The following is a 21558-nucleotide window of genomic DNA, read 5'->3' on the forward strand; positions in this document are numbered from 1 at the left end:
ATTCTGGGGAGTTCACGCGAACCCAGATGCTCCAGTTGCGCGCGAGCGTCTGGGTTCGCGTGGGAAAAGTGTTGAACGAGCGAAGTTCTAGGGTGAGTTCGTGTCCCCGCGGTCATCGCCCGACGACCGTCGTGTGACCCGGAGTTGAACGGCGGTTCCGTGGTTCACAGGAAGAACCGCCCGGGACCTGCGCGTTCGCAGCCTCGAACGGCCCGTGGTCCAGTGCTGCGGGACCCGACGGGCTGCGGACAGGTTTCTCACAGGACCGAACGCGCCAGCGCCACCGCTCCCTCGACCGGCGGGAGCCGCAACGGCTGCGGCCGGGCGCCGGGTACCGCCTCGGCGAGCGCGTCGGCGAAGGCGTCGTACAGGCGCGGCTGGGACAGGATCGTGCCGCCCGCGACCACCACGTCGTCCACCGCGAGACCGCGCGCGGCGAGCCGGGCCACCAGGCCGGCGAGGGCACGGCCGCCGTCGGCTATCACGTCCGCCGCGAGCCGGGAGCCCGCGTCGGCCGCGGCGAAGAGCACCGGGGCGTGCCGGCCCCACTCGGCGGAGACGTCGGAGGCGCTCTCCAGGGCGGCGCCGAGCGCGGGCACCTCCGCCACCTCGAAGGCGGCGACGAGTCCGGCCGCGAGGGCGTCCGGGGCCTCGCCGCGGTCGTGCGCGGCCCAGACGGCGCGGGCGGCGTCCCGGACCAGTCCGGCGGCGCCGCCCTCGTCGCCGAGGACCGCGCCCCAGCCGCCCACCTGCACGGGGCTGCCGTCGGCCTGCCTGCCGACGGCCACCGAGCCGGTGCCGGCGACCAGGCCGACCCCCTTGTCCAGGCCGGCGGCGGGGACGAGGAGCTCGGCGTCGCCCACCACCCGGACCGGCACGTCGAGGAGGTCCCGCAGGGCAGCGGCGATGCCGGCGCACTGACGGGGGGTCTCGCAGGCGTGCCCGCCGACGGCCAGGGCGGCCGGGCGGGTGCCGGAGGGCAGGGCGTCGTGGACCAGCGCGGTCAGCCAGCGGGCCGCGGCGGCCGCGTCGTGCGGCCGCCAGCCGCTGCTCGGACGGACGAGGTCGGCGACCCGGTCCGCGCCGACGGCGGCGCGGAGCTGGGTCTTGGTGCCGCCCACGTCGATACCGACCACCAACGGGAGAGAAGGTGTGTCCTGCACGGATCCTCTTTCGTCGTCTGGGCGAACAGCGCCGAAGAGCTTTGCGCTGTGCTACGACGGCGGGCGAACCGTGTCTGGCCGGACCGGAGTTGAGCAAGTCGGGAAGCCCCGGGACGGGCTTCTTGCGGAGCACGGCAGGCGAGTACCGTGTACTTCGTTAGGAAGTTAACTAACGAAGTACAGTGCGTCAAGAGTTGCCGCGGACTCGATCAACGGGACGCTGTCGAGGCCACAACCGCGCGGCACAACGGCACCGCATCGCCGCATCTCCCGCCACCCGGGGGAGCGCGGCCCCTGACCCATGGGGGAACTGTGGAACACGTCGTGGCTGAGGCCCCCCGGCTCACCGAGAGCGCCGGCGCGGTCTTCGCCGTACTGACCCAGGCCGGCAGCGCCACCCGGCCGCAGCTCGCGAGCCTCGCGGGCCTGTCCAAGCCGACGGTCTCCGCCGCCGTCGTGGAGCTGGAGGGGGCCGGGCTCGCCACCCACTCGGGCACCGCCTCCAGCGGCACCGGCCGCTCCGCCGCCGTCTACGGCCTCGGGCCCGCCGCCGGCTCCGTCCTCGCCGTCGACCTCGGCCCGGCCCGAACCCGGGTCCGCGCCTGCGCCCTGGACGGCACCCTGCTCGCCGAGGCGGACACGCCCCGCACCCGGGCCGCCGACGCCGTCCGCGAGGCACTGGACGCGCTGCCGGCGGGCGCCCCACTGCGGGCCATCGTCGTCGCCATCGGCGACGTCACCGCCCCCGGCCGGGCGGGCACCGGCATGCGCCCGGCGACCGCCAAGGCCGGGCCCGTCTTCGACGCGGTCTCCGTCGCCCTGCCGCCGGGAGTCCCCGTCCACCTGGAGAACAACGTGAACTGCGCGGCCCTCGCCGAACTCCACGAGGGCGCCGCCCGGGGCCGCCACACCTTCGGCTACCTGCGGATCGGCGTCGGTATCGGTCTGGGCATCGTCATCGGCGGCCACGTGCTGCGCGGCGCCAACGGCGCGGCCGGTGAGCTCGCCCGGCTGCCCTACCCCTGGGACGACGACCGGGAGCCCCGCCAGGAGGCCCTGGAGGCCTACGTCGGCTCGCAGGCCCTGCTGCGCCGGGCCGCCGAGGCCTGGCCGGAAACCGACGGTCCGTGCCCGCGCACCGCCGAACGGCTCTTCGCGCTGGCGGCCCAGGGCCGGGAGCCCGCACGTGCCCTGGTCGCACGGCATGCCGCCGACGTGGGCCGGCTGGCCGCCGCGGTGGCCGCCGTACTGGACCCGGGGCTGATCGTCCTGGGCGGCAGCACGGGCGCGGACCCGCAGGTCCTGCCCGGAGTGCGGGCCGAGCTGGGGCGGCTGAGCTGGCCCACCGAGGTGGTCAGCAGCCAGATCGGCGATCTCGGTACCGTGGTGGGTGCCGCCCGGCTCGCCGTGGTCAAGGGAGTCCAAACCGTGACCGAAGGCGCGCGGGTGAAGGATTGACGGGTTCCTAATCGGTCTGCCAATGTCCGGACAAGCGCTTTCTAAGTCGGCCGGGACGCCGGCTTGGGGCGAGCCTCCCAGCCCGTACGCGACGTACGGCAACCGCACGAGGGCGTGCCCGAGCGGTGACGGCCAGGACGGCCGGGGACCTCACTCCGCGTGGACGATGCGGCCGGGCGAGGCCGCGCCCCCCGGAAAGCGACTTTTCCTTCAAAATGCACCCGTGCCGCCTCAGCCGGCGCCGTGCTCAGTCCCTCCGAAGAAATGGGATCGAAGATGACCACTGTGGGTGTGCGGCGTTCCAGCCGACTCGGCCGCGGCGGTATGCGCCGCCTGCTTCCCCTCGCTGCCGTGGCCTCGGCAGGAGCCCTGCTGCTCTCCGCCTGCGGGTCGGGCTCCGGCTCGGGCGGGACCTCCAAGTCGCTGACGTTCTGGATCTCCACGGTCCCGGGACAGGACGCGGGCTGGAAGAAGCTGGTGGCGCAGTACAAGAAGGAAACCGGCGTCAACGTCAAGCTCGTCAACATCCCCTACGACGGCTACCCGACGAAGCTGCACAACGCCGCCCAGGCGAACTCGCTGCCCGACGTCGCGGACGTGCCGGCGCTCGACCCGATCTGGTCGAACAAGCTGATCGACCTGAGCTCCATCGCCAACAACAAGAGCTACAACATCAACAGCAACTTCCTCGCCAAGGACTCGTCCGGCAAGGTGCTGTCCATCCCCTCGGACGTCACCGCGTCCGGCCTGTTCATCAACAAGACGCTGTTCAAGAAGGCCGGCGTCGCCGTCCCGACCTCGCCGTCGGACACGTGGACCTGGGACGAGTTCATCGCGGCGGCCAACAAGGTCCGCGAGAAGACCGGCGCCAAGTACTCGCTGACCTTCGACCAGTCGCCGTCCCGGCTGCGCGCGATGGTTTACGAGATGGGCGGGAAGTACGTCCACGCGGACTCCTCCGGCAAGTTCTCCGCGGACGCCGCGACCAAGAAGGCCGTGAACTACTTCGTCGGGCTGAACGACGACAAGGTCATGCCGAAGTCGGTGTGGACCAGCGGCGCCGACCCGTCCGCCATGTTCCAGAGCGGTGACGTGGTCGCCTACTGGTCCGGCGTGTGGCAGGTCGCCGCCTTCGCGGACAGCATCAAGAAGTTCGACTGGGCCAGCGTCCCGACCCCCGCCCAGCCGGTGCAGGCCAGTGACGTCAACAGCGGCGGCATGATGGTCGGCTTCAACAACAACAGCGACGCGTCCGCCGCCGCCAAGAAGTTCATGTCCTGGGTCTACGACCCGAAGCAGTACACCGAGCTGGTCGAGACCTCCGGGTTCCTTCCGGTCGAGAGCGGTCTGAGCCCGAAGTACCCCTTCACCTCGGACGCGGCGCAGGCGGCCTTCAAGCTCTACAACGAGGAGATCCCGCTCTACGCCCCGATCTCGGGCTACTTCAACAACGCGCAGACCGCGTGGGTGCTGAAGGGCAAGAGCCTCACCACCGACCCGACCAAGACGGAGCTCGGCAAGGCGATCAACGGTCAGCAGTCGGCCGACAAGGCCCTCCAGAACATCGTGGACGGCTACAACCAGCAGGTCGGCGGCTGATCGCAGGCCCGCGGGCCGGGCGGCGGGGTCGCGACACCGCCGCCCGCCCCGGGCGACCACGTGACGCCGGGCTCACGGCGTGAGCCCACCGCAATCCATCCCCACAGCACGGAGTCAGGAAGATGACAAAACGCGCCTCGGCAGTGTCCGGGAGCCCGCCCAGGCGACGCACGACCTACACCCTCGCGCCGCTCGTCCTCATCGCGGCCAACGTCGTGCTCTTCGCACTGTTCTTCGTGTGGCCGGCGGTGATCGGGCTCGTCTACTCCTTCACGAACTACACGGGCGTGGGGGCGTTCCAGTTCGTCGGACTGGACAACTACACGAACCTGTTCGGTGACTCCACCTTCTACGACGCGCTGTTCCGGACGCTGCTGTACACCGTGCTGGTCGTCCCGCTGAACTTCGTGCTCTCGCTCCTCATCGCCAACCTGGTGGTGAGCAGGCAGGCCAAGGGCGCCTCGTTCGCCCGGGTCATCTTCTTCATCCCGTGGCTCATCTCGCCCATCGTCGTCGGTGTCCTGTGGCGGTGGCTGTTCGGTGAGAACTTCGGACTGATCAACTACGTCATCGAGAAGCTCGGCGGGCACGCGATCGCGTGGCAGTCGAACGCGGACCTGTCGCTGGGCGTGGTCGTGATGGCGGGCGCCTGGTGGGGAACGGCCTTCTCGATGCTGCTGTTCATCGCGGCGATCAAGAACGTGCCCACCTCGTACTACGAGGCGGCCTCGCTCGACGGCGCGGGCCCCTGGCGCCAGTTCATCAGCATCACGCTGCCGAGCATCGCCCCGACGTCGTTCATCGTCATCCTCCTCAACACGATCAACGCGATGAAGGAGTACCCGCTGTTCGTCTCCCTCAACAACGGCGGGCCCGGCACCTCGAACAACCTGCTCGTCCAGTACATCTACCAGACCGGATTCAACCGGGGCCAGATCGGCTACGCGAGCGCCGCGTCGTTCGTGCTCATGCTCATCCTGATGGCCGTCGCGATCATCCAGCTGATCGCCAACCGGCGGATGGAGAACCGATGACCACCACAGACACGCCGCGTCCGGTCGACGCCGGTTCCGTGAAGGCCCGCTCCGGGAAGCGACCCCGCGGCGGGCGCGACGGCGGGCTCCGGCGCGCGGTACCCGCGACGACACTGCTGTGGATCCTGGCCGCCCTCTACGGGCTGCCGGTGCTGTGGTTCGTCCTCAGCTCCTTCAAGCCGGCGGGAGACCTGTTCTCCCTTCCGCTGACGGTGCTTCCGCACAACCCCACCCTGTCGGGTTACAAGGCGGCCTGGGACAGCGCCAACTTCTCCCAGTACTTCATCAACACGGCCCTCGTGTGCGTGATCACGACGATCCTCACGGTGGGGGTCAGCTGCTGCACCGGGTATGCGCTGGCCAAGTACGACAACAGATGGCTCAAGGCCTTCTTCATCTGCATCCTGGCCACCACGATGCTGCCGTCCGAGGTCATGCTCGCCCCGGAGTTCCTGGTCGTCCGCGACCTCGGCCTCTACAACTCCTTCGCCGGCATCATCCTGCCGGCCGTGCTCACCGCCACCGGCTGCTTCATGTTCCGCCAGTTCTTCCTGACGGTCCCCGACGAGCTCGTCGAGGCCGCCCGCATCGACGGCGCCCGTGAACTGTCGATCTTCCTGCGGATCATGGTGCCGATCTCCCGGCCCATCATGCTGACCCTCGCCATCCTGTCCTTCCAGTGGCGCTGGAACGACTACATCTGGCCGCTGCTGATGCTCAACGACCCCAACAAGTTCACCGTGCAGATCGGCATCCAGAGTCTCGTGGGGGCGCAGAACATCAACTGGTCGGTGCTGCTGGGCGGATCGGTCATCTCCATGATTCCGCTGATCCTCGTCTTCCTGGTGTTCCAGCGGTACGTCATGAGCGCCGACATCAACGCCGGACTGAAGGACTGACCGTGCCCACCCCGCTCGACCACGAGTTCGTCCGCGCGGCGGCGCGCGCCGCCGACCAGACGGCCGTCCCCCTGGCGGCCGACCCGGACGTGGAACCCGCCGGCGTGCCGCACCGTGGTCTGGCGCGGCGGGTGAAGACGCTGGTCGCGGCATACCGTTCCCCGGACTCGGCACTGCACGGCAGCGGACAGGCGGTCGCCGCCGCGATGACCCACCTCCGCGCCCTGCGGGCCGTGCAGACGCCCTCCGGTCTTTTCGCGGGCGGCGACAACGTCCAGTCGCCGCCCGACTCCGCGTTCACCGTCAACGACGTGTGCGACGCGTATGTCCTCGCCGCCGCCGCGGGACCGGAACTGGCCGAGGTGACGGCCGCGCTCGCCGAGATCGCCGGCGCCGCCACCGCCAGTCTCCTGACCGGTGGCGTGCACACCCCGAACCACCGCTGGGAGCTGAGCGCGGCGCTCGCCCGTCTGCACCGGTCGTTCCCCGACGACCGGCTGCTCGCCCGCGTCGACGAGTGGCTTGCCGAGGGCGTCGACATCGACACGGAGGGCCTGTACTCGGAACGCAGTGCCGTCTACGCGTCCATCGTGACCAACCCGTCGCTGCTGTTGCTGGCCGAGGTGCTCGGGCGTACCGACCTGCTGGACGCCGTCGAACGCAACCTCGCCGTGACCCTGGACCTGATCAGGCCGGACGGCACGGTGGAGACCGTCCACTCGCGCCGCCAGGACCAGAAGCTGTCGTTCGCGCTGTGGCCCTATCTGCCGCACTACCGGCTGCTCGCGATCCGCACCGGCCGGGGCGACTTCGCGCGCGCGGCCCGCCTGGCGGCCGCCGACGGCATCGACGACTCCGACCTGCTCGCCCAGACCCTCCTCACCCCGGATCTGTGCCGAGCCCTGCCGGCCCCGGACGCGGAGAAGCTCCCGCGCGACCGGTACCTCCCCACCGCACGCCTCGCCGCACACGCCTCGGCCACCGCGCACACCGTGGTGTACGGCGGCTCCGACGTGCCCGAGCACCGGCGGATCCGCTCGGGCCTCGCCTGCAACCCCACCTTCCTGCGCATGTTCGCCGGCGCCGCCGTCCTCGACGCGGTCCGCCTCTCGCGGGTGTTCTTCGACCTGGGCCCGTTCCGCGCCGCCGACATGGAACAGCTCGCCGACCACCGGTACCGGCTCACCCAAACCCTCACCACCGCCTACTACCAGCCGCTGCCGAAGGACCGGAGGCGCGACGACGGCGCCTACCGCCTGCTGGACGAGGGCCGCTTCTCCGCGTCGATGGCCTTCCCCGACCGCCCTCGGGACGAGGTCTCTCACACGACCCGAGTCGAGGTCGACCTGCGCGAGGACGGCGCCGACCTGCGGATCGACATCAGCGGACCGGCGGTGCCCTGGGCCCTCGAACTGACCTTCCGGCCGGGCGGCGTTCCCGAGGGCGCCGTACCGATCGGTGACGGCCGCTGGTGCCTGACGACCGGGCCGATGACCTACCGGGCCGGTGCCGACGAGATCCGGGTCGAAGCCCGCGTCGAGGCCGGCGAACCGCTCGCCGGACCGGACCGGGCGGACGTACTACGGTACGACCCGGGGCAGGACCACACCGTGGTGGGCGGCACCGACGCGACCACCGGAAACCGCGTCTACCTCGGTGGGCACGGCCCGCAGACGCTGAGCGTCGCCCTGCGCGCCCGCCGCCCCTGACAACCCACGCCACGGCCACCTCCGGAACGAAGGGCTGACCTCCTCCGATGCACCTGCCGCGCCAACTCGGCCCGCTGCACGACCTGCCGTCCACCCCCGAGGCGTACGACGCGGTCCTCGCCGACGTCGTCGAACAGGCCCTGGCCCGCCTCACCCCCGAGGGCAACCTCGAACACCCCGACGCGGACGACGACATCGGCGACACCTCCCTCGGCGTCACCTCCCTGCTGGCCCTGGCCTGGCAGCGGTCCAAGGACCCGCGGCTGCCGGAGGCGGTGCGCCGCAGCCTCGCCTTCCACCTGCGCGAACGGGTCTACACCGGGGACAACCCCGGCTACCCCAACCTCACCGTCCGCGACTCCGGTCTCCCGTACGCCCGTTACGTCCTGGCAGCGGGCGCGCACCCGATCGGGGACTGGCCCAGCACGGTCTGGGCGCTGCTCCAGGTCGTGAACATCCTCGACCTCGCGGACGGCCTGGTCGACGACGGACAGCGCACCGAACTGCTCGACGTGGGCCGCGGTTACTGGCGCTGGCTGACCGAGGCCACCTTCTTCAACCCGCAGGAGGCCGGCAACCAGGCCATCGGCTGCGTGGTCGGCGGACTGATGCTGGCGCGGCACCTCCCGCCCGAGGAGGCCGAGCCGGTCCGCGAGCGGGCACTCGCCCTGTACACCGACCGGATCCGCGCCCACCGCGTCCTCGACCGGGGCGCGCTGCTGCCGCCCGAGCACGGCGGCGCCTACGACAACAACTACGGCCCGATCTCGCTGTCCTTCCTGGCCCAGGCCCACCGGATCAGCGGCGCGGAGATGTTCGCCGAGGACGGCGACGCGCTCGCCCGCTACCTCGACGCCCGCCTGCCGAGCGGCGGCTTCGACAACGGCGGCCCCCGCTACAGCGAACAGCACTCCGGCTTCGAATCCGTCCTCGGGCTCCGCTACTTCGGCGCCCGGATCGGCTCCGACCTGGGCCGCTACCGGGGCGACACCAACTGGGGCCGGCACGCGGTCAAGCCGGACGGCGGGGTCGACGGGCACTTCGCGTGGATGCTGGTCTGGCAGATCCAGGACCCCACCGACTGGCACCGCGAACCGTCGACGGACCCGGCCCGCCACCAACTCCGCTCGGGCGACGTCTCGGTGGCCTTCGACAGCCGCATGACCCCCTCTCTCATCGAGGCCGGCGGCACCTACCATCTGCCGGCGGCGGTGAACCGGCAGCACGGCTTCGGCCCGGTCCTGGACGGCTTCCTGTACTGCCGCCCGATGGGCGAGGTCCGGGTCCGGGACGTCCACGCCGACGGCCTGACCGCCAAGCTGGTCTGCAAGCCGGTGGTGGGCCGCGACCACGTGCTGCGCCACGTGCGATCGCTGTACGTCACGGACGGCACCCGGCTGTGGGTGACGGTGGCCGTGGAACGGCTCGGCGGGACGCCGTACCTGCTGGCCGGGCTGCCCTACGCGGCGGACGACGGCGACCGGGTACGGCGGGTCGCCGAGGGCGAGGTGGCCGCGGCGGGCGTCCTGCGCCTCACGCACCCCGCCGGGCAGGGCGCGGACCACTTCGACGCGCGCGCCGAACTCACCCAGGAGCAGGCCGCGTTCGCCCTCGCCGCCGACCCGCGCGGGTACGGCAACCCGGACGAGGGCTGGCGCCACCTGGTCGCCTCGACGGCCTACGAGGCCGAACCGGCGCCGGGCGCACCGGACCACCTGCACGTGTTCGCCGTGCGGTACGGGCCCGGCGGTGACTTCGCGCCGTCCTTCGAGGGCGACCTGACGGTGCACACCGAGGAGTTCACGGCCGCCATCGGCGCCGAGGACGAGCACGGAGTGCCCGAACTGGCCCTGACCGCCTGCTAGGGGTCGTCCCGCGCGCGTCGATGAGTCCTGGGGTCCCCGGCGGTCGTACTGTCGAACCCGTTCCCGAGCAGGAGGACTCCCGATGCGCAGCGTGACCTATTCGATGAGCATGTCACTCGACGGCTACATCGTCGGGCCGGACGGCACGTTCAACTGGACCGCGCCCGACAAGGAGGTCTTCCGCTTCTGGATCGAGGAGATCCGGGAGGTCGACGTCCACCTGATGGGACGGCGTCTCTACGAGACGATGCTGTACTGGGAGACCGCCGACCAGGATCCCGCGCTCGACGCCGCCGAGCGCGAATGGACCGCGCTCTGGAACCCGCTCCCGAAGGTGGTGTTCTCCACCACCCTGCCGGAGGTGCGGGGCCAGGCCGCCCGGCTGGCCGCCGGCAGCGTGGCGGAGGAGATCGAGCGCCTGCGCGCCGAGCCGGGAGCGGGCGACATCGCGATCGGCGGCGCGACGCTCGCCGTCGAGGCGGCCGAACGCGGTCTCATCGACGAGTACCGGACCATGGTCTACCCGGTGCTGGTCGGCGGCGGCACTCCGTACTTCCCCCGCCACGACCGCCGCGTGGATCTCGAACGCGTCGAGACCCGTACCTTCGACTCGGGGGTCACCTACCTCCGCCACCGCGTGGTGCGCTAGACAGCGGCAGCGGCCACGAAGAACGGCACGGCGACCAGAAGGCGACCGGCCGCGGCGCGCCCGCGCTGCTCGGCGGGCCACTCGTCGGCCCGGTCGCGCCCGACGGCACCGTTCACGCGGGCGACGGGCCTGCTGCATCCCGCACGGGACACGGGAGGGCGCCGCCGCTGCGTCACGGCGTCGAACGGGAGGCGGCCGGATCGACAGTGGCCCGCGACGTCCTCCGCACGGGCAGCGCCGTCTCCGGAACCACCAGGTCCGCCCGGTCCCGGGTGGCCGCGACCAGGTCGGCGTTGAGCTGGTCGGTGCCCGCCACCCAGGCCACCGCCTGCTCGTGCCCCTTGCCGAACTCCTCGTGCCGGGCGACCAGCCGCCGCACCCGCTCAGCCTCGTCGGTCTCGCAGAACCAGACCTCGTCCAGGGCCGGCCGCACCCGTGCCCACGAACCGTCCGTCAGCAGCAGGTAGTTGCCCTCCGTCACCACCAGCCGGGCGGTCGGCAGGACGGGGATCGTGCCCGCGATCGGCTGCTCCAGGACCCGTTCGAAGCCCGGCGCGTACACCACGACGTCCGGCTCGGCCCGCAGCCGCCGCAGCAGTGCCGCGTACCCGCCCGCGTCGAAGGTCGCGGGCGCCCCCTTGCGGTCCCGCAGCCCGAGGCGGTCCAACTCGACGTCTGCCAGGTGGAATCCGTCCATCGGCACGTGCACGGCCCACGGCTCACCGGTGCCGTTCAGCTCCCGTACCAGATGCTCGGCGAGGGTCGTCTTGCCGGCCCCGGGGCTGCCCGCGATGCCGAGGATCGCGCGCGGAGCCGCCCGTCCTGCGAGTGAACAGGCGCGGTCGAGAAGGTCGTCGAAAGTCAGCGGCACGCAAAAAGTGTGACATCAGGACCGGGAAGTGTGGCGGGCGCCACCCCCTGGAAGCCGTTCGCTGGGGAAGATGCCGGACATGAGTGCACTCGGTCTGCCCGACACCATCCAGGCCTGTCTCTTCGATCTCGACGGGGTCGTCACCAAGACGGCCGTCGTGCACGCGGCGGCCTGGAAGGAGACCTTCGACGCCTTCCTGCGCGGCCACGACGGACAGCGGCCCTTCGACGCGGTCGCCGACTACGACGAGTACGTCGACGGACGCCCGCGCGCCGACGGGGTCCGCGCCTTCCTCGACTCCCGCGGCATCCACCTGCCCGAGGGCACCCCGGACGACCCGCCGGACGCCCCGACCGTGCACGGCCTCGGCAACCGCAAGAACGAACTGCTCCTCGAGAAGATCCGCACCCAGGGCGTCGAGGCCTACGACGGCACCCTGCGCTACCTGGAGGCGGTCCGCGCGCACGGGCTGCGCACCGCGATCGTCTCCTCCAGCGCCAACTGCCGCGACGTGCTGCGTTCGATCGGCGCCGAGCACTTCTTCGACGTCCGGATCGACGGCGTCGTGGCCGTCGAGCGGCAGCTCCCCGGCAAGCCGCACCCGGACACCTTCCTGGCCGCCGCCCACGACCTCGGGGTCGAGCCCGCCGCGGCCGCCGTCTTCGAGGACGCCCTCGCCGGGATGGACGCGGGCCGGGCGGGCCGGTTCGGGTACGTCGTCGGCGTGGACCGCGTCGGGCAGACGGACGCCCTGTACGCACACGGCGCGGACACCGTCGTGAAGGACCTCGCCGAGCTGGGAGGCAAGGAGTGATCACCCAACGGTCGTACGCCGTGGAGCCCTGGACGGTCCGCGAGACCACGCTCAACCTGGACGTGCTCGCGCAGAGCGAGTCGGTCTTCGCCCTGTCCAACGGGCATGTCGGCTGGCGCGGCAACCTCGACGAGGGCGAACCGCACGGCCTGCCGGGCAGTTACCTCAACGGCGTGCACGAGGTGCACCCGCTGCCGTACGCCGAGGCCGGCTACGGCTACCCGGAGTCCGGGCAGACCGTCATCAACGTCACCAACGGCAAGATCCTGCGGCTGCTGGTCGACGACGAGCCCTTCGACCTGCGCTACGGCCGCCTCGTCGCCCACGAGCGGGTGCTCGACCTGCGCCGCGGCGTCCTGCAGCGGACCTGCGAGTGGACCTCGCCGGCCGGCTCCACCGTCCGGGTGCGGTCGACCCGGCTGGTGTCGCTGACCCAGCGGGCGATCGGCGCCGTCGCCTACGAGGTGGAGGCCGTCGACCGCCGCTGCCGGATCGTGGTCCAGTCCGAGCTGGTCGCCAACGAGCAACTGCCCGAGTCGAACGGCGACCCCCGTGCGGCGCTCGCGCTGCAGTCGCCGCTGGAGCAGGAGGACGACTTCGCCGCCGGGCAGCGGCTGCGCCTCGTGCACCGCACCCGGCGCAGCGGTCTGCGGGTCGCGGTGGCCGCCGACCACACCGTCTCCGGTCCCGAGCGGACCTCGGTGCGCTCCGAGAGCGGCGTGGACGTGGCCCGGATGACCGTCACCTCCGTCCTGGAGCCCGGGCAGCGGCTGCGGGTGGAGAAGTTCGTCGCCCACGGCTGGTCCGGGGTGCGCTCGCTGCCCGCCATGGCCGACCAGGTGGACGCGGCGCTCGCGGCCGCCGCCCACGAGGGCTGGCAGGGGCTCGCCGACGAGCAGCAGGCGTACCTGGACGACTTCTGGTCCCGCGCCGACGTGGAGGTGGACGGCGACGAGGAGGTCCAGCAGGCCGTCCGCTTCGCCCTTTTCCACGTCCTGCAGGCGGGCGCCCGCGCCGAACAGCGGGCGATACCCGCGAAGGGCCTCACCGGCTCCGGATACGACGGGCACGCCTTCTGGGACACCGAGATGTTCGTGCTGCCCGTCCTCACCCACACCGCCCCCGGCGCCGTCGCCGAGGCGCTGCGCTGGCGGCACAACACCCTGCCCGCCGCCCGCGAACGCGCCGCTCAGCTCGGTCTGCAGGGGGCCGCGTTCCCGTGGCGGACCATCGCGGGACCGGAGGGCTCGGCCTACTGGCCGGCCGGCACCGCCGCCTTCCACGTCAACGCCGACGTCGCCGACGCCGTGGTCCGCTACGTCGCCGCCACCGGCGACACCGACTTCGAACGGGACACCGGCGTCGAACTGCTGGTGGAGACCGCCCGCCTGTGGCGCTCGCTCGGCCACCACGACAGCCGCGGCGCCTTCCACATCGACGGCGTCACCGGCCCCGACGAGTACAGCGCGGTCGCCGACGACAACACGTACACCAACCTGATGGCCCGCGCGAACCTGCTGGCCGCCGCGGACGCCGTCGAACGCCACCCGCGGCAGGCGGCGGAGCTCGGCGTCGACGCGGAGGAGAGCGCCGCCTGGCGGGACGCGGCCGAGTCCATGCACATCCCCTACAACCACGAGCTGGGCGTCCACGAACAGAGCGCCGGGTTCACCCGCTACCAGCGCTGGGACTTCGAGAACACCAGCCCCGAGCAGTACCCGCTGCTGCTGAACTTCCCCTACTTCGACCTCTACCGGAAGCAGGTCGTCAAACAGGCCGACCTGGTCCTCGCGATGTACACCTGCGAGTCGTACTTCGACGCGGAGCACATCGCCCGCAACTTCGCCTACTACGAGCCGCTGACCGTCCGCGACTCCTCGCTGTCCGCCTGCTGCCAGGCCGTCGTCGCCGCCCAGGCAGGCCATCTCACGCTCGCCCACGCCTACACCGCCGAGGCCGCGCTGATGGACCTCGACGACCTGGAGCACAACACCCGCGACGGACTGCACATCGCCTCCCTCGCCGGCACCTGGATGGCCCTGGTGGCCGGCTTCGGCGGGCTGCGGCACTACGACGACGGGGCCAGGTTCGCCCCCCGGCTGCCGGAGCGGCTGCGCCGGCTCACCTTCAGCCTGCAGCTGCGCGACAGCAGACTGCGGGTGGAGATCGGCGCCGACAAGGCGACGTACACCCTGCTGGACGGCCCACCGCTCACCGTGCACCACCACGGAGAGCCGGTGACGGTGGGCACGGAGAGCCCGGCGGTACGGGCAGTGCCCCCGGTCCGTCCCGGGCCGACCCCCGGCCAGCCACCACACCGGGCACCGACTCGACCGAGCTGAGCGCCCCGTAAGGGGCGCGGGGAACTGCGCGATCAACCACACTCGACCGGCACGTCGCAATGCCTCCGGACCCCTACGGCGGTGTCGGTCGTCCGCGCCGCCGTCGTGGCTGATCGCGCAGTTCCTCCCCCAGCCTTCGGCCGGGGGACCCCCAGCGCCCCTTGCAGGGCGCCTACGTGAGGGCGTTGAAGAGGAGCCGCACCAGATCGTCCGTCGCGTCCGCCGCGAACAGGGCGGCTCCGACGCCGAGCGCGAGGACGGCCGCGGCGGCCGGCCACAGCGAGGGCGGTGGAGCCGTCTGCAGCGCCGCGATCCGGCGGGTCACCGCGCGATCGGCGAAGTTCAGGGCGCAGCCCGGCCGGGCGCTGAGGGCCGCTCGGGCCAGGGCTCGGGCGGTGGTGTCGCGGTCCCCGACCTCGGTCGCCGCCCGCTCGTCCGCCCAGCGCTCCGCCAGGAAGGTCACCGCGGAACGGACCGGGGCGAGCAGCGGATTGGCGGCCGCCGCGAGCGTCACGGCCGTCACCAGCCGGCCGTGCCGGTGGCGCAGATGGGCGCGCTCGTGTGCGAGCAGCACCCGCCGTTCCGCCGGTGCCAGCGCGCCCAGCATCGCCGAGGTGACCAGGATGCGGCCCGGCCGGCCCGGGATCGCGAACGCCTGCGGCACCTCGCAGGCGGCCACCACCAGCTCGGTGTCCCGCGGATGCCCCTCGCACAGCCGGCGCAGCGCCCGCCGGGTGCGCCGCTCGGCACGCACCGCCCGCTGCACCCGCCAGACCACCATGACCAGCGCCAGGCAGGCGGCGAGGCCGATCACCTCGGGCACCGGGTCGGCCAGCGGGCGTCCGTCCTCGTGGGCCTCCCGGACCACCGGCGGGGCCTCGCCCAGCAGGGCCGTCGTCAGCAGGATCAGCGACCAGGTGGCCGCGGCGGCGGTCAGCACCGCGGCGGCGGTGAGGACGCGTGCCGCCAGCGCCGGCGCGACCCGGCGGGCTATCACCGGACTGACCAGGGGCAGCAGCAGGGAGACCAGCAGCGGGGTGTAGACGTCGAACCTCATGCGCCGCCTCCGGCGAACAGGTTCCGCAGCGCCCGCTCCTCCTCCGGGCTCAGCCCGGACACGAACTGCTGGAGCGCCGCGATGGGGTCCGGGCCCCGGTCCAGGGCCTCGTGCATGGCCTCGGCGGTCAGCTCGGCCGCGTTCTTCGCCGGCCGGTACGCGCCGCGCCGCCCTGCCGCGTCGCGCAGGACGAGCCCCTTGTCGTACAGCCGCTTCAGGATGGTGTGGACCGTGTTGTAGGCGAGTCCGCCGCCGATCTCGGTCTGGATCTCGGCCGGGGTCAACGGGCGTTCGGTCGCCCACAGGGCCGCCAGGACCTCGCTCTCCAGCTCTCCGGCGCTGCGCCGCTCCGTCCTGCCGCGGGACCCTGTGCCAGCCATGGCACAACCTTACAGCGCGTAGTGCCGCCGTTCGTATGGACGTACCCGCGCTGCCTCCGCCGGTAAGTCCGTTTAATTTGTCAGTGTTTGTCCCTGAACCCGTGGAGGGTCCTGCGCGCCGCAGGGGAACAGGGGTGGGTGCTTCGATGGTCTCGAACGTGAACGCCACGCCCGTCATGGGCCGCCGGGGACTCTACTGGCAGAGCGGTGCCTGCCTGGTGCTGCTGCTCGGCGCGGGCTGGCTGGTCCGGCGGCACTGGCCGGTCGTGGCGCACGGCGCGGTCCGGCTGGCCGGCGCCGACCAGAGGTGGCTGTTGGTGGCGGCAGTGGCGGCGGCCGGGACGTGGGTGTCCTCCGCGCTCGCCCAGCAGGGCTCGGTCGCCCGCCGGCTGCCCGGCGGCCGGCTGGTGGCGGCCCAGTTCGCCGCGTCGGCCGCCAACCACGTGCTGCCCGCCGGACTCGGTGCGGGCGCGGTGAACCTGCGGTTCCTGATGCGCTGCGGAATCACGGCGGCCCGTGGTGCGTCGGCCCTCGCGGTCAAGGCGGCCGCAGGGGCCGTGGTCCGGCTGGCGCTGATCGCCGCGCTCGCTCCCGCGTGCCCGGGGCTGCTGCGGATCCCGCGTGTGTCCGGGGTCGCGCTCCTCGCCGTGGCCGCCGCGGCCGTCCCGGGCGTGCTGCTGCTCCGGGCCCGGGTGTGGCCGCGCTGCCGGGGCGCGGTGGCCGCGGTGGCCGCCGACATCCGGGCCCTGCACGCCCGTCCGGTCCGCGCGGCCGCGCTGTGGGGCGGTTCGCTGGCCTTCGCCGGGCTGCACGCGCTGGTGCTCTTCGCCGTCACCCGTGCGGTCGCGCTGCCGCTGCCCCCGGCGCGGGTGGCGCTGCTCTACCTCGCGGCCAGCGGCGCCGCCGCGCTGCTGCCCACCCCGGGCGGCCTCGGCTCCCTCGACGCGGCCCTCGCGTTCGCCCTCACCGCCTCCGGGACCCCGGCCGCCGCGGCCGCCTCCGCCGTGCTCGGCTACCGGCTGCTGACCATGTGGCTGCCGCTGCTGCCGGGCCTGGTGGTGCTCGGTCTGCTGGTACGGCGCCGGGCGCTGTGACGACCACCCGGCGACCGGCGGCCCCGACCTCGACCGGGGACCTGGCCCGGAAGACGGCGGGCCGGCGCCGCACCCGCCCGGACGGGCCGGGCGCCGGGCCCCGACTCAGCGCGCGGCCACCGGTCTCTCCGGTGTGCCGTCCGGTGCCCACGGGTCCGGAAGCCACCGGGCCGCCAGGCACGCGCAGAGCCCGAGCCACCCGGCCGCGAGCAGCCAGCCGCCGATCACGTCGGTGCACCAGTGCACGCCGAGGAACACCCGGGTGGCCCCCACGGCGAGCCCCCAGCAGGCGACGGCCGCGCACCACGGGGTGCGGCCCCGCGGGGCCCTCGTCCGGATCGCGAGGATCACCAGGCCGGCCGCGAGCGCGGCGGTGGTGGTGTGGCCGGACGGGAAGGACCAGCCGGAGGCCGACGTCTGCCAGTCGGCCTGCGGCGGCCGGGGCCGGGCGATCAGCTCCAGCACGGCCCGCCGGACCGTCTGCCCCAGGGCGAGGCAGCCCGCGCCGAGCAGCGCGGCGACCAGCCGCTGCCGCCGGGTGCGGCCCACGACCAGCCCGGCCGCCACGACCAGGGCGTACGGCACGACCCCGGTGCCGGTCGCGGTGATCCCCCGGGCCACGGCCACCGCCACGTCGGTTCTGTGACCGAGGGACCAGGCCAGCGCGGTGCGGTCCAGGGCGAGCGGGGCGCCGTGCCGGCCCGCCACCACCAGCGCGAGCACGGCGAAGGCCGCCCAGGCCCCGAGCGCGACACTCCCCGCGAACTCCGCGGTCCTCCTGCGGTCCATGACGCCGACGACAGCCCCTTCGGTGTGATGCGGTGCAACGCGGGTGGTGACTACGAACCTGTAGACGGTCTACCCGAATGTAGACGATTGCCGTCCCGTGGGCGTTCCCGGGGGCGCGCGCCGTGTTCGGCCGCGGCTTTTGCCGCACCATTGCCCGTTCATGACCGAGTGACTACATGGGTGTAGTCATCATGGTCGGCGGAGTAAGGCATGCCTTCACTAAGTTCGAGCCAAGGGGCGGGGACGGGCCTGCCGGGGGAGGGCTGCGACGGATGTGGGACGACGCGTTTCCGAGTTTCCTGATCGGACTGAGGGAAGGCCTTGAGGCCGGGCTGATCGTCTCGATCCTCGTCGCCACGCTGGTGCGGGCGGGTGCCAGAAACCGGCTGCCTCAGGTGTGGACGGGTGTCCTGGCCGCGATCGCACTGGCGATGAGCTTCGGCGCGGTCCTCACCTTCACCGCCGCCTCCCTCTCCGCGACCGCCCAGGAGGCCTTCGGCGGCACCCTCAGCGTGATCGCGGTCGCCTTCGTCACCGCGATGGTCTTCTGGATGCGCCGCTCGGCCCGCTCCCTCGCCGGCGAGATCAAGGAGAAGGTCACCGGCGCCCTGGCCATGGGCTCGGGCGTGCTGATCCTGACCTCGTTCCTCGCGGTCGGCCGCGAGGGCCTGGAGACCGCGCTGTTCCTGTGGACCACCGCCCGCGCGGCCGGCGAGTCGGCGGGACCCCTGACCGGCGCCGGGATCGGCCTGGTCCTGGCGGCCGGACTCTGCTGGGGCCTGTACCGCCGGGTACTGAAGATCAACCTCACGAAGTTCTTCACCTACACCGGTGCCGTCCTGATCGTGATCGCGGCCGGCGTCCTCGGCTACGGGCTCCGCGACCTCCAGGAGGGCGGCGTCCTCCCGGGCAACACCGCCTACGTCTTCGACCTCAGCAGCCACATCGACGCGGGCTCCTGGTACAGCACCCTCCTCCAGGGCGTCCTCAACATCACCCCGGCGATGACCTGGCTCCAGGTGGTCGGCTACGTCGGCTACCTCGCCGTGGTGATGACCCTGTTCGTGCGCGGGGTGCGCGGGGTGCCCGGAGCGCGCGCCACCGCGCCGGAGCCGGCCGCCGCCACGTCCGCACCACAGCCGGCCGTTGCCGAGCCGGAGGAGGAGCCGGAGCCGGAACCGGAACTGGAGCCAGAGCCGGATTTGGAACTGGAGCCGGAGCCCGCCGTCCGTGAGTCCGAGCCGCGGCCCGCCAGGGCCGTGCGGCGCAGGCCCGTCTGGGTGGTGCCGGTCGCCGTGGTAGCCGTCCCGGCCGTCGTCGCCGGGCTCGTCGTCGCCCTCGCCGGGCCCAAGTCCACGAGCGGCGAGACCGTCGCCGTCTCCGAGACCGAGTGCGGCAAGGGCTTCACCGCGCCCAAGCCGGGCCGGCAGACCTTCCAGATGCAGAACACCGGCGACAAGACCTCCGAGGTGTACCTGATCGACCCGAGCAGCAACGCGGTCTACGGCGAGGTCGAGGGCCTCGCCCCCGGCACCACCCGGGACCTGGTCGCCACGGTCGCCGGCGGCACCTACGCCTGGCGCTGCGTCCCCTCCAGCGGCAAGGCCGTCACCTCCGCGTCGGTCACCGTCAGCGGCGGCACGGGCAGCACCAAGGCGGTGGTACCCGTCTCCGAGAACGACCTCGCGGCACCGCTCAAGGCCTACCGGGCGTACGTCGAACAAGGCCTGGCCACCCTCGTCGCCCAGACCCGCACCCTGGACGCCGACATCGCGGGCAACCACCTCGCCAAGGCCCGCACCGACTGGCTGGCCGCGCACCTCACCTACTCCTCCCTCGGCGCCGCCTACGGCACCTTCGAGGACTACGACCAGAAGATCAACGGGCGTGCCGACGGGCTTCCGGGCGGTGTCACCGACAAGGACTTCGCCGGGTTCCACCGGGTCGAGTACGGGCTGTGGCACGCGCAGACCGCCGGACAGCTGAAGGCTCCGGTCCAGGCCCTCGCCGACGCCGCGGCCGGGCTCCAGAAGGCCTTCCCCACCCAGGAGTTCGACCCGGGCGACCTGCCGCTGCGCGCCCACGAGATCCTGGAGAACACCCTCCAGTTCGAGCTGACCGCCGACACCGACGAGGGCAGCGGCACCAACCTCGCCACCGCGGACGCCAACCTCGCCGGCACCCGCGAGCTGCTCACCGTGCTGCGGCCGCTGCTGACCACCCGGGCGCCGAAGCTGCTGCCTGCCGTCGACGCGGACATCGCCCGCCTCCAGCAGCTCCTGGACGCCGAGCACCGGGGCGCGAGCTGGACCCCGGTCGAGCAGCTCGACACCGTCACCCGGCAGCGGATCGCCGGAGCGACCGGACAGCTGCTGGAAGACCTCGCCCCGGTGCCGGACCTCCTGGAGATCAGGAAGTCGGCCTGATGAACCCCGCACCGCACCCGCACCCGTACGACGAAGGGAACCCTCCGATGTCCGCTGCCGACACCCCGTCCTGCCCGATGGGCACGGGCCGCCGCTCCTTCGTGCGGACGGCGCTGGGCGCCGGCGCCGCGGGCGCGGTCCTGGCCGGCGGCGGCTTCGCGCTGAGCCAGGCCGGTGGCACCGCCGAGGCCCAGGCCGCCGACGCGACCGGCACCGCGAAGATCCCCTTCCACGGCACCCACCAGGCCGGCATCCTCACCCCGGCACCGGCCGCCGCCACCTTCGTCTCCCTCGACGTCCTCGCCGACAGCCGGCAGGGGCTCGCCGACCTGCTGAAGACGATCACCGAACGGGCCCGCTTCCTCACCTCCGGCGGCACCCCCGAGGACCTCGGTGTCGGCGCGCCGCCCGCCGACAACGGCATCCTCGGCCCCGAGGTCCCCTCCGACGCGCTCACCGTCACCGTCGGCGTCGGCGCATCCCTGTTCGACGACCGCTACGGCCTGGCGAAGGCGAAGCCGGCCCGGCTGACCCCGATGCGGACCTTCCCGAACGACAACCTGAAGGCCGCCGAGTGCCACGGCGACCTCTCGCTGCAGATATGCGCCGACAGCACCGACACCGTCCTGCACGCCCTGCGCGACATCGCCAAGCACACCCGTGGCGCCATGCAGATCAAGTGGCGCATCGACGGCTTCCAGAACGCCCCGCGGCCGACCGGCGCCCAGCGCAACCTGCTGGGCTTCAAGGACGGCATCGCCAACCCGGACGTGAACTCGGCCCGGGAGACCGACCGGCTGATCTGGGTCGGCGAGGGGCAGGGCGAGCCGGCCTGGGCGGCGGGCGGCAGCTACCAGGTCGTCCGGATCATCCGGATGCTCGTCGAGTTCTGGGACCGGGTCTCGCTCAGCGAGCAGGAGCTGATGTTCGGCCGCCGCAAGGACACCGGCGCCCCGCTGGACGGCGCCAAGGAGACCGACATCCCGAACTACGCCAGGGACCCGAAGGGCAGCGCCATCCCGCTGGACGCCCACATCCGGCTCGCCAACCCGCGCACCGCGAAGACCGACAGCTCCCGCATCCTGCGCCGCGGCTACAACTACGACCGGGGCATCGACAGCGTCGGCAACCTCGACATGGGCCTGGTCTTCTGCTGCTACAACCAGGACGTCCAGCGCCAGTTCGAGGCCACCCAGACCCGGCTGATCGACGAGCCGCTCGTCGACTACATCTCCCCGACCGGCGGCGGCTACTTCTTCGCCCTGCCCGGCGTGAAGAACGCCGAGGACTGGCTGGGGAGCGGCCTGCTGTCGGCCTGACCGGTCTTTACCTTCCCATGGTGTTCTCTTGGTGAAGCCCTGTCGCGGGCGTTACTGCGAACGATGTGCAAGTACGGGAGGATGGCACAA

At 72.6% G+C, this 21558-nt stretch carries 17 protein-coding genes; 12 read left to right on the plus strand and 5 right to left on the minus strand.

The features are described from left to right. Positions 1 to 257 precede the first annotated feature (257 nt). On the minus strand, positions 258 to 1163 hold the full coding sequence (locus tag ACIQVL_RS28990; RefSeq protein WP_403476767.1) for an N-acetylglucosamine kinase: 906 nt from the start codon (positions 1161 to 1163) through the stop codon (positions 258 to 260). A gap of 324 nt (positions 1164 to 1487) precedes the next feature. Between ACIQVL_RS28990 and ACIQVL_RS28995 the strand changes: the two genes are divergently transcribed. The 7 genes from ACIQVL_RS28995 to ACIQVL_RS29025 all read left to right on the plus strand — a co-directional run bounded on the left by ACIQVL_RS28995 (position 1488) and on the right by ACIQVL_RS29025 (position 10376). Next, positions 1488 to 2621, plus strand: a complete 1134-nt coding sequence (locus tag ACIQVL_RS28995) for an ROK family transcriptional regulator (RefSeq protein ID WP_403476768.1) — start codon at positions 1488 to 1490, stop codon at positions 2619 to 2621. A gap of 276 nt (positions 2622 to 2897) precedes the next feature. Continuing rightward, positions 2898 to 4220, plus strand: a complete 1323-nt coding sequence (locus ACIQVL_RS29000) for an ABC transporter substrate-binding protein (RefSeq protein WP_403425930.1) — start codon at positions 2898 to 2900, stop codon at positions 4218 to 4220. 122 nt (positions 4221 to 4342) lie between these two features. Next, positions 4343 to 5254 carry a carbohydrate ABC transporter permease gene (locus tag ACIQVL_RS29005; protein WP_403425928.1) on the plus strand — a complete coding sequence of 304 codons (912 nt, stop codon included), beginning with the start codon at positions 4343 to 4345 and terminating at the stop codon, positions 5252 to 5254. Next, positions 5251 to 6153 carry a carbohydrate ABC transporter permease gene (locus tag ACIQVL_RS29010; RefSeq protein ID WP_403425927.1) on the plus strand — a complete coding sequence of 301 codons (903 nt, stop codon included), beginning with the start codon at positions 5251 to 5253 and terminating at the stop codon, positions 6151 to 6153. Before ACIQVL_RS29005 ends, ACIQVL_RS29010 begins: the two co-directional genes overlap by 4 nt. Positions 6154 to 6155: 2 nt before the next feature. Beyond that, the gene (locus tag ACIQVL_RS29015) at positions 6156 to 7862 is read left to right on the plus strand and encodes a hypothetical protein (RefSeq protein WP_403476769.1); all 1707 of its coding nucleotides are present in this window, start codon (positions 6156 to 6158) and stop codon (positions 7860 to 7862) included. Positions 7863 to 7909: 47 nt separating this feature from the next. Next, positions 7910 to 9727: a hypothetical protein gene (locus ACIQVL_RS29020; RefSeq protein ID WP_403476770.1), complete on the plus strand. Its 1818-nt coding sequence runs from the start codon at positions 7910 to 7912 to the stop codon at positions 9725 to 9727. 82 nt (positions 9728 to 9809) lie between these two features. Continuing rightward, positions 9810 to 10376, plus strand: coding sequence for a dihydrofolate reductase family protein (locus ACIQVL_RS29025; protein WP_403425922.1), 567 nt, complete (start codon positions 9810 to 9812; stop codon positions 10374 to 10376). 172 nt (positions 10377 to 10548) lie between these two features. On the opposite strand, the gene ACIQVL_RS29030 is transcribed toward ACIQVL_RS29025, so the two are convergent. Further along, positions 10549 to 11247 (minus strand): nucleoside/nucleotide kinase family protein, encoded by a 699-nt coding sequence (locus ACIQVL_RS29030; RefSeq protein ID WP_403425920.1) that lies wholly within the window; start codon positions 11245 to 11247, stop codon positions 10549 to 10551. Between the two features lie 79 nt (positions 11248 to 11326). Here ACIQVL_RS29030 and ACIQVL_RS29035 point away from each other — a divergent pair, with 79 nt between their 5' ends. Both ACIQVL_RS29035 and ACIQVL_RS29040 read left to right on the plus strand, forming a co-directional pair. Continuing rightward, positions 11327 to 12061 (plus strand): beta-phosphoglucomutase family hydrolase, encoded by a 735-nt coding sequence (locus ACIQVL_RS29035; RefSeq protein ID WP_403425918.1) that lies wholly within the window; start codon positions 11327 to 11329, stop codon positions 12059 to 12061. Then, on the plus strand, positions 12058 to 14403 hold the full coding sequence (locus ACIQVL_RS29040) for a glycoside hydrolase family 65 protein (RefSeq protein ID WP_403425917.1): 2346 nt from the start codon (positions 12058 to 12060) through the stop codon (positions 14401 to 14403). The genes ACIQVL_RS29035 and ACIQVL_RS29040 overlap by 4 nt, the downstream gene beginning before the upstream one ends. A gap of 172 nt (positions 14404 to 14575) precedes the next feature. Here the strand turns inward: ACIQVL_RS29040 and ACIQVL_RS29045 are convergent, their stop codons facing one another. Together ACIQVL_RS29045 and ACIQVL_RS29050 are read right to left on the minus strand one after the other, a co-directional pair. After that, the gene (locus ACIQVL_RS29045) at positions 14576 to 15460 is read right to left on the minus strand and encodes a M48 family metalloprotease (RefSeq protein WP_403476771.1); all 885 of its coding nucleotides are present in this window, start codon (positions 15458 to 15460) and stop codon (positions 14576 to 14578) included. Next, a complete protein-coding gene (locus ACIQVL_RS29050; protein ID WP_403425912.1) occupies positions 15457 to 15840 on the minus strand; it encodes a BlaI/MecI/CopY family transcriptional regulator in 384 nt (127 codons plus the stop codon). The genes ACIQVL_RS29045 and ACIQVL_RS29050 overlap by 4 nt, the downstream gene beginning before the upstream one ends. A gap of 176 nt (positions 15841 to 16016) precedes the next feature. Here ACIQVL_RS29050 and ACIQVL_RS29055 point away from each other — a divergent pair, with 176 nt between their 5' ends. Then, positions 16017 to 16934, plus strand: coding sequence for a lysylphosphatidylglycerol synthase domain-containing protein (locus tag ACIQVL_RS29055; RefSeq protein WP_403426266.1), 918 nt, complete (start codon positions 16017 to 16019; stop codon positions 16932 to 16934). Between the two features lie 105 nt (positions 16935 to 17039). Here the strand turns inward: ACIQVL_RS29055 and ACIQVL_RS29060 are convergent, their stop codons facing one another. Further along, the gene (locus ACIQVL_RS29060; protein WP_403476772.1) at positions 17040 to 17723 is read right to left on the minus strand and encodes a phosphatase PAP2 family protein; all 684 of its coding nucleotides are present in this window, start codon (positions 17721 to 17723) and stop codon (positions 17040 to 17042) included. 272 nt (positions 17724 to 17995) lie between these two features. On the opposite strand from ACIQVL_RS29060, the gene efeU reads away from it, so the two are divergent. Continuing rightward, the gene (efeU, locus tag ACIQVL_RS29065; protein ID WP_403476773.1) at positions 17996 to 20149 is read left to right on the plus strand and encodes an iron uptake transporter permease EfeU; all 2154 of its coding nucleotides are present in this window, start codon (positions 17996 to 17998) and stop codon (positions 20147 to 20149) included. A gap of 47 nt (positions 20150 to 20196) precedes the next feature. Further along, entirely contained in the window at positions 20197 to 21468 is a 1272-nt protein-coding gene (gene efeB / locus ACIQVL_RS29070) for an iron uptake transporter deferrochelatase/peroxidase subunit (RefSeq protein ID WP_403476774.1), read from the plus strand. Positions 21469 to 21558 lie beyond the last annotated feature (90 nt).

Source organism: Streptomyces sp. NPDC090499 (genome assembly GCF_044769305.1).
Classification (GTDB): Bacteria; Actinomycetota; Actinomycetes; order Streptomycetales; family Streptomycetaceae; genus Streptomyces.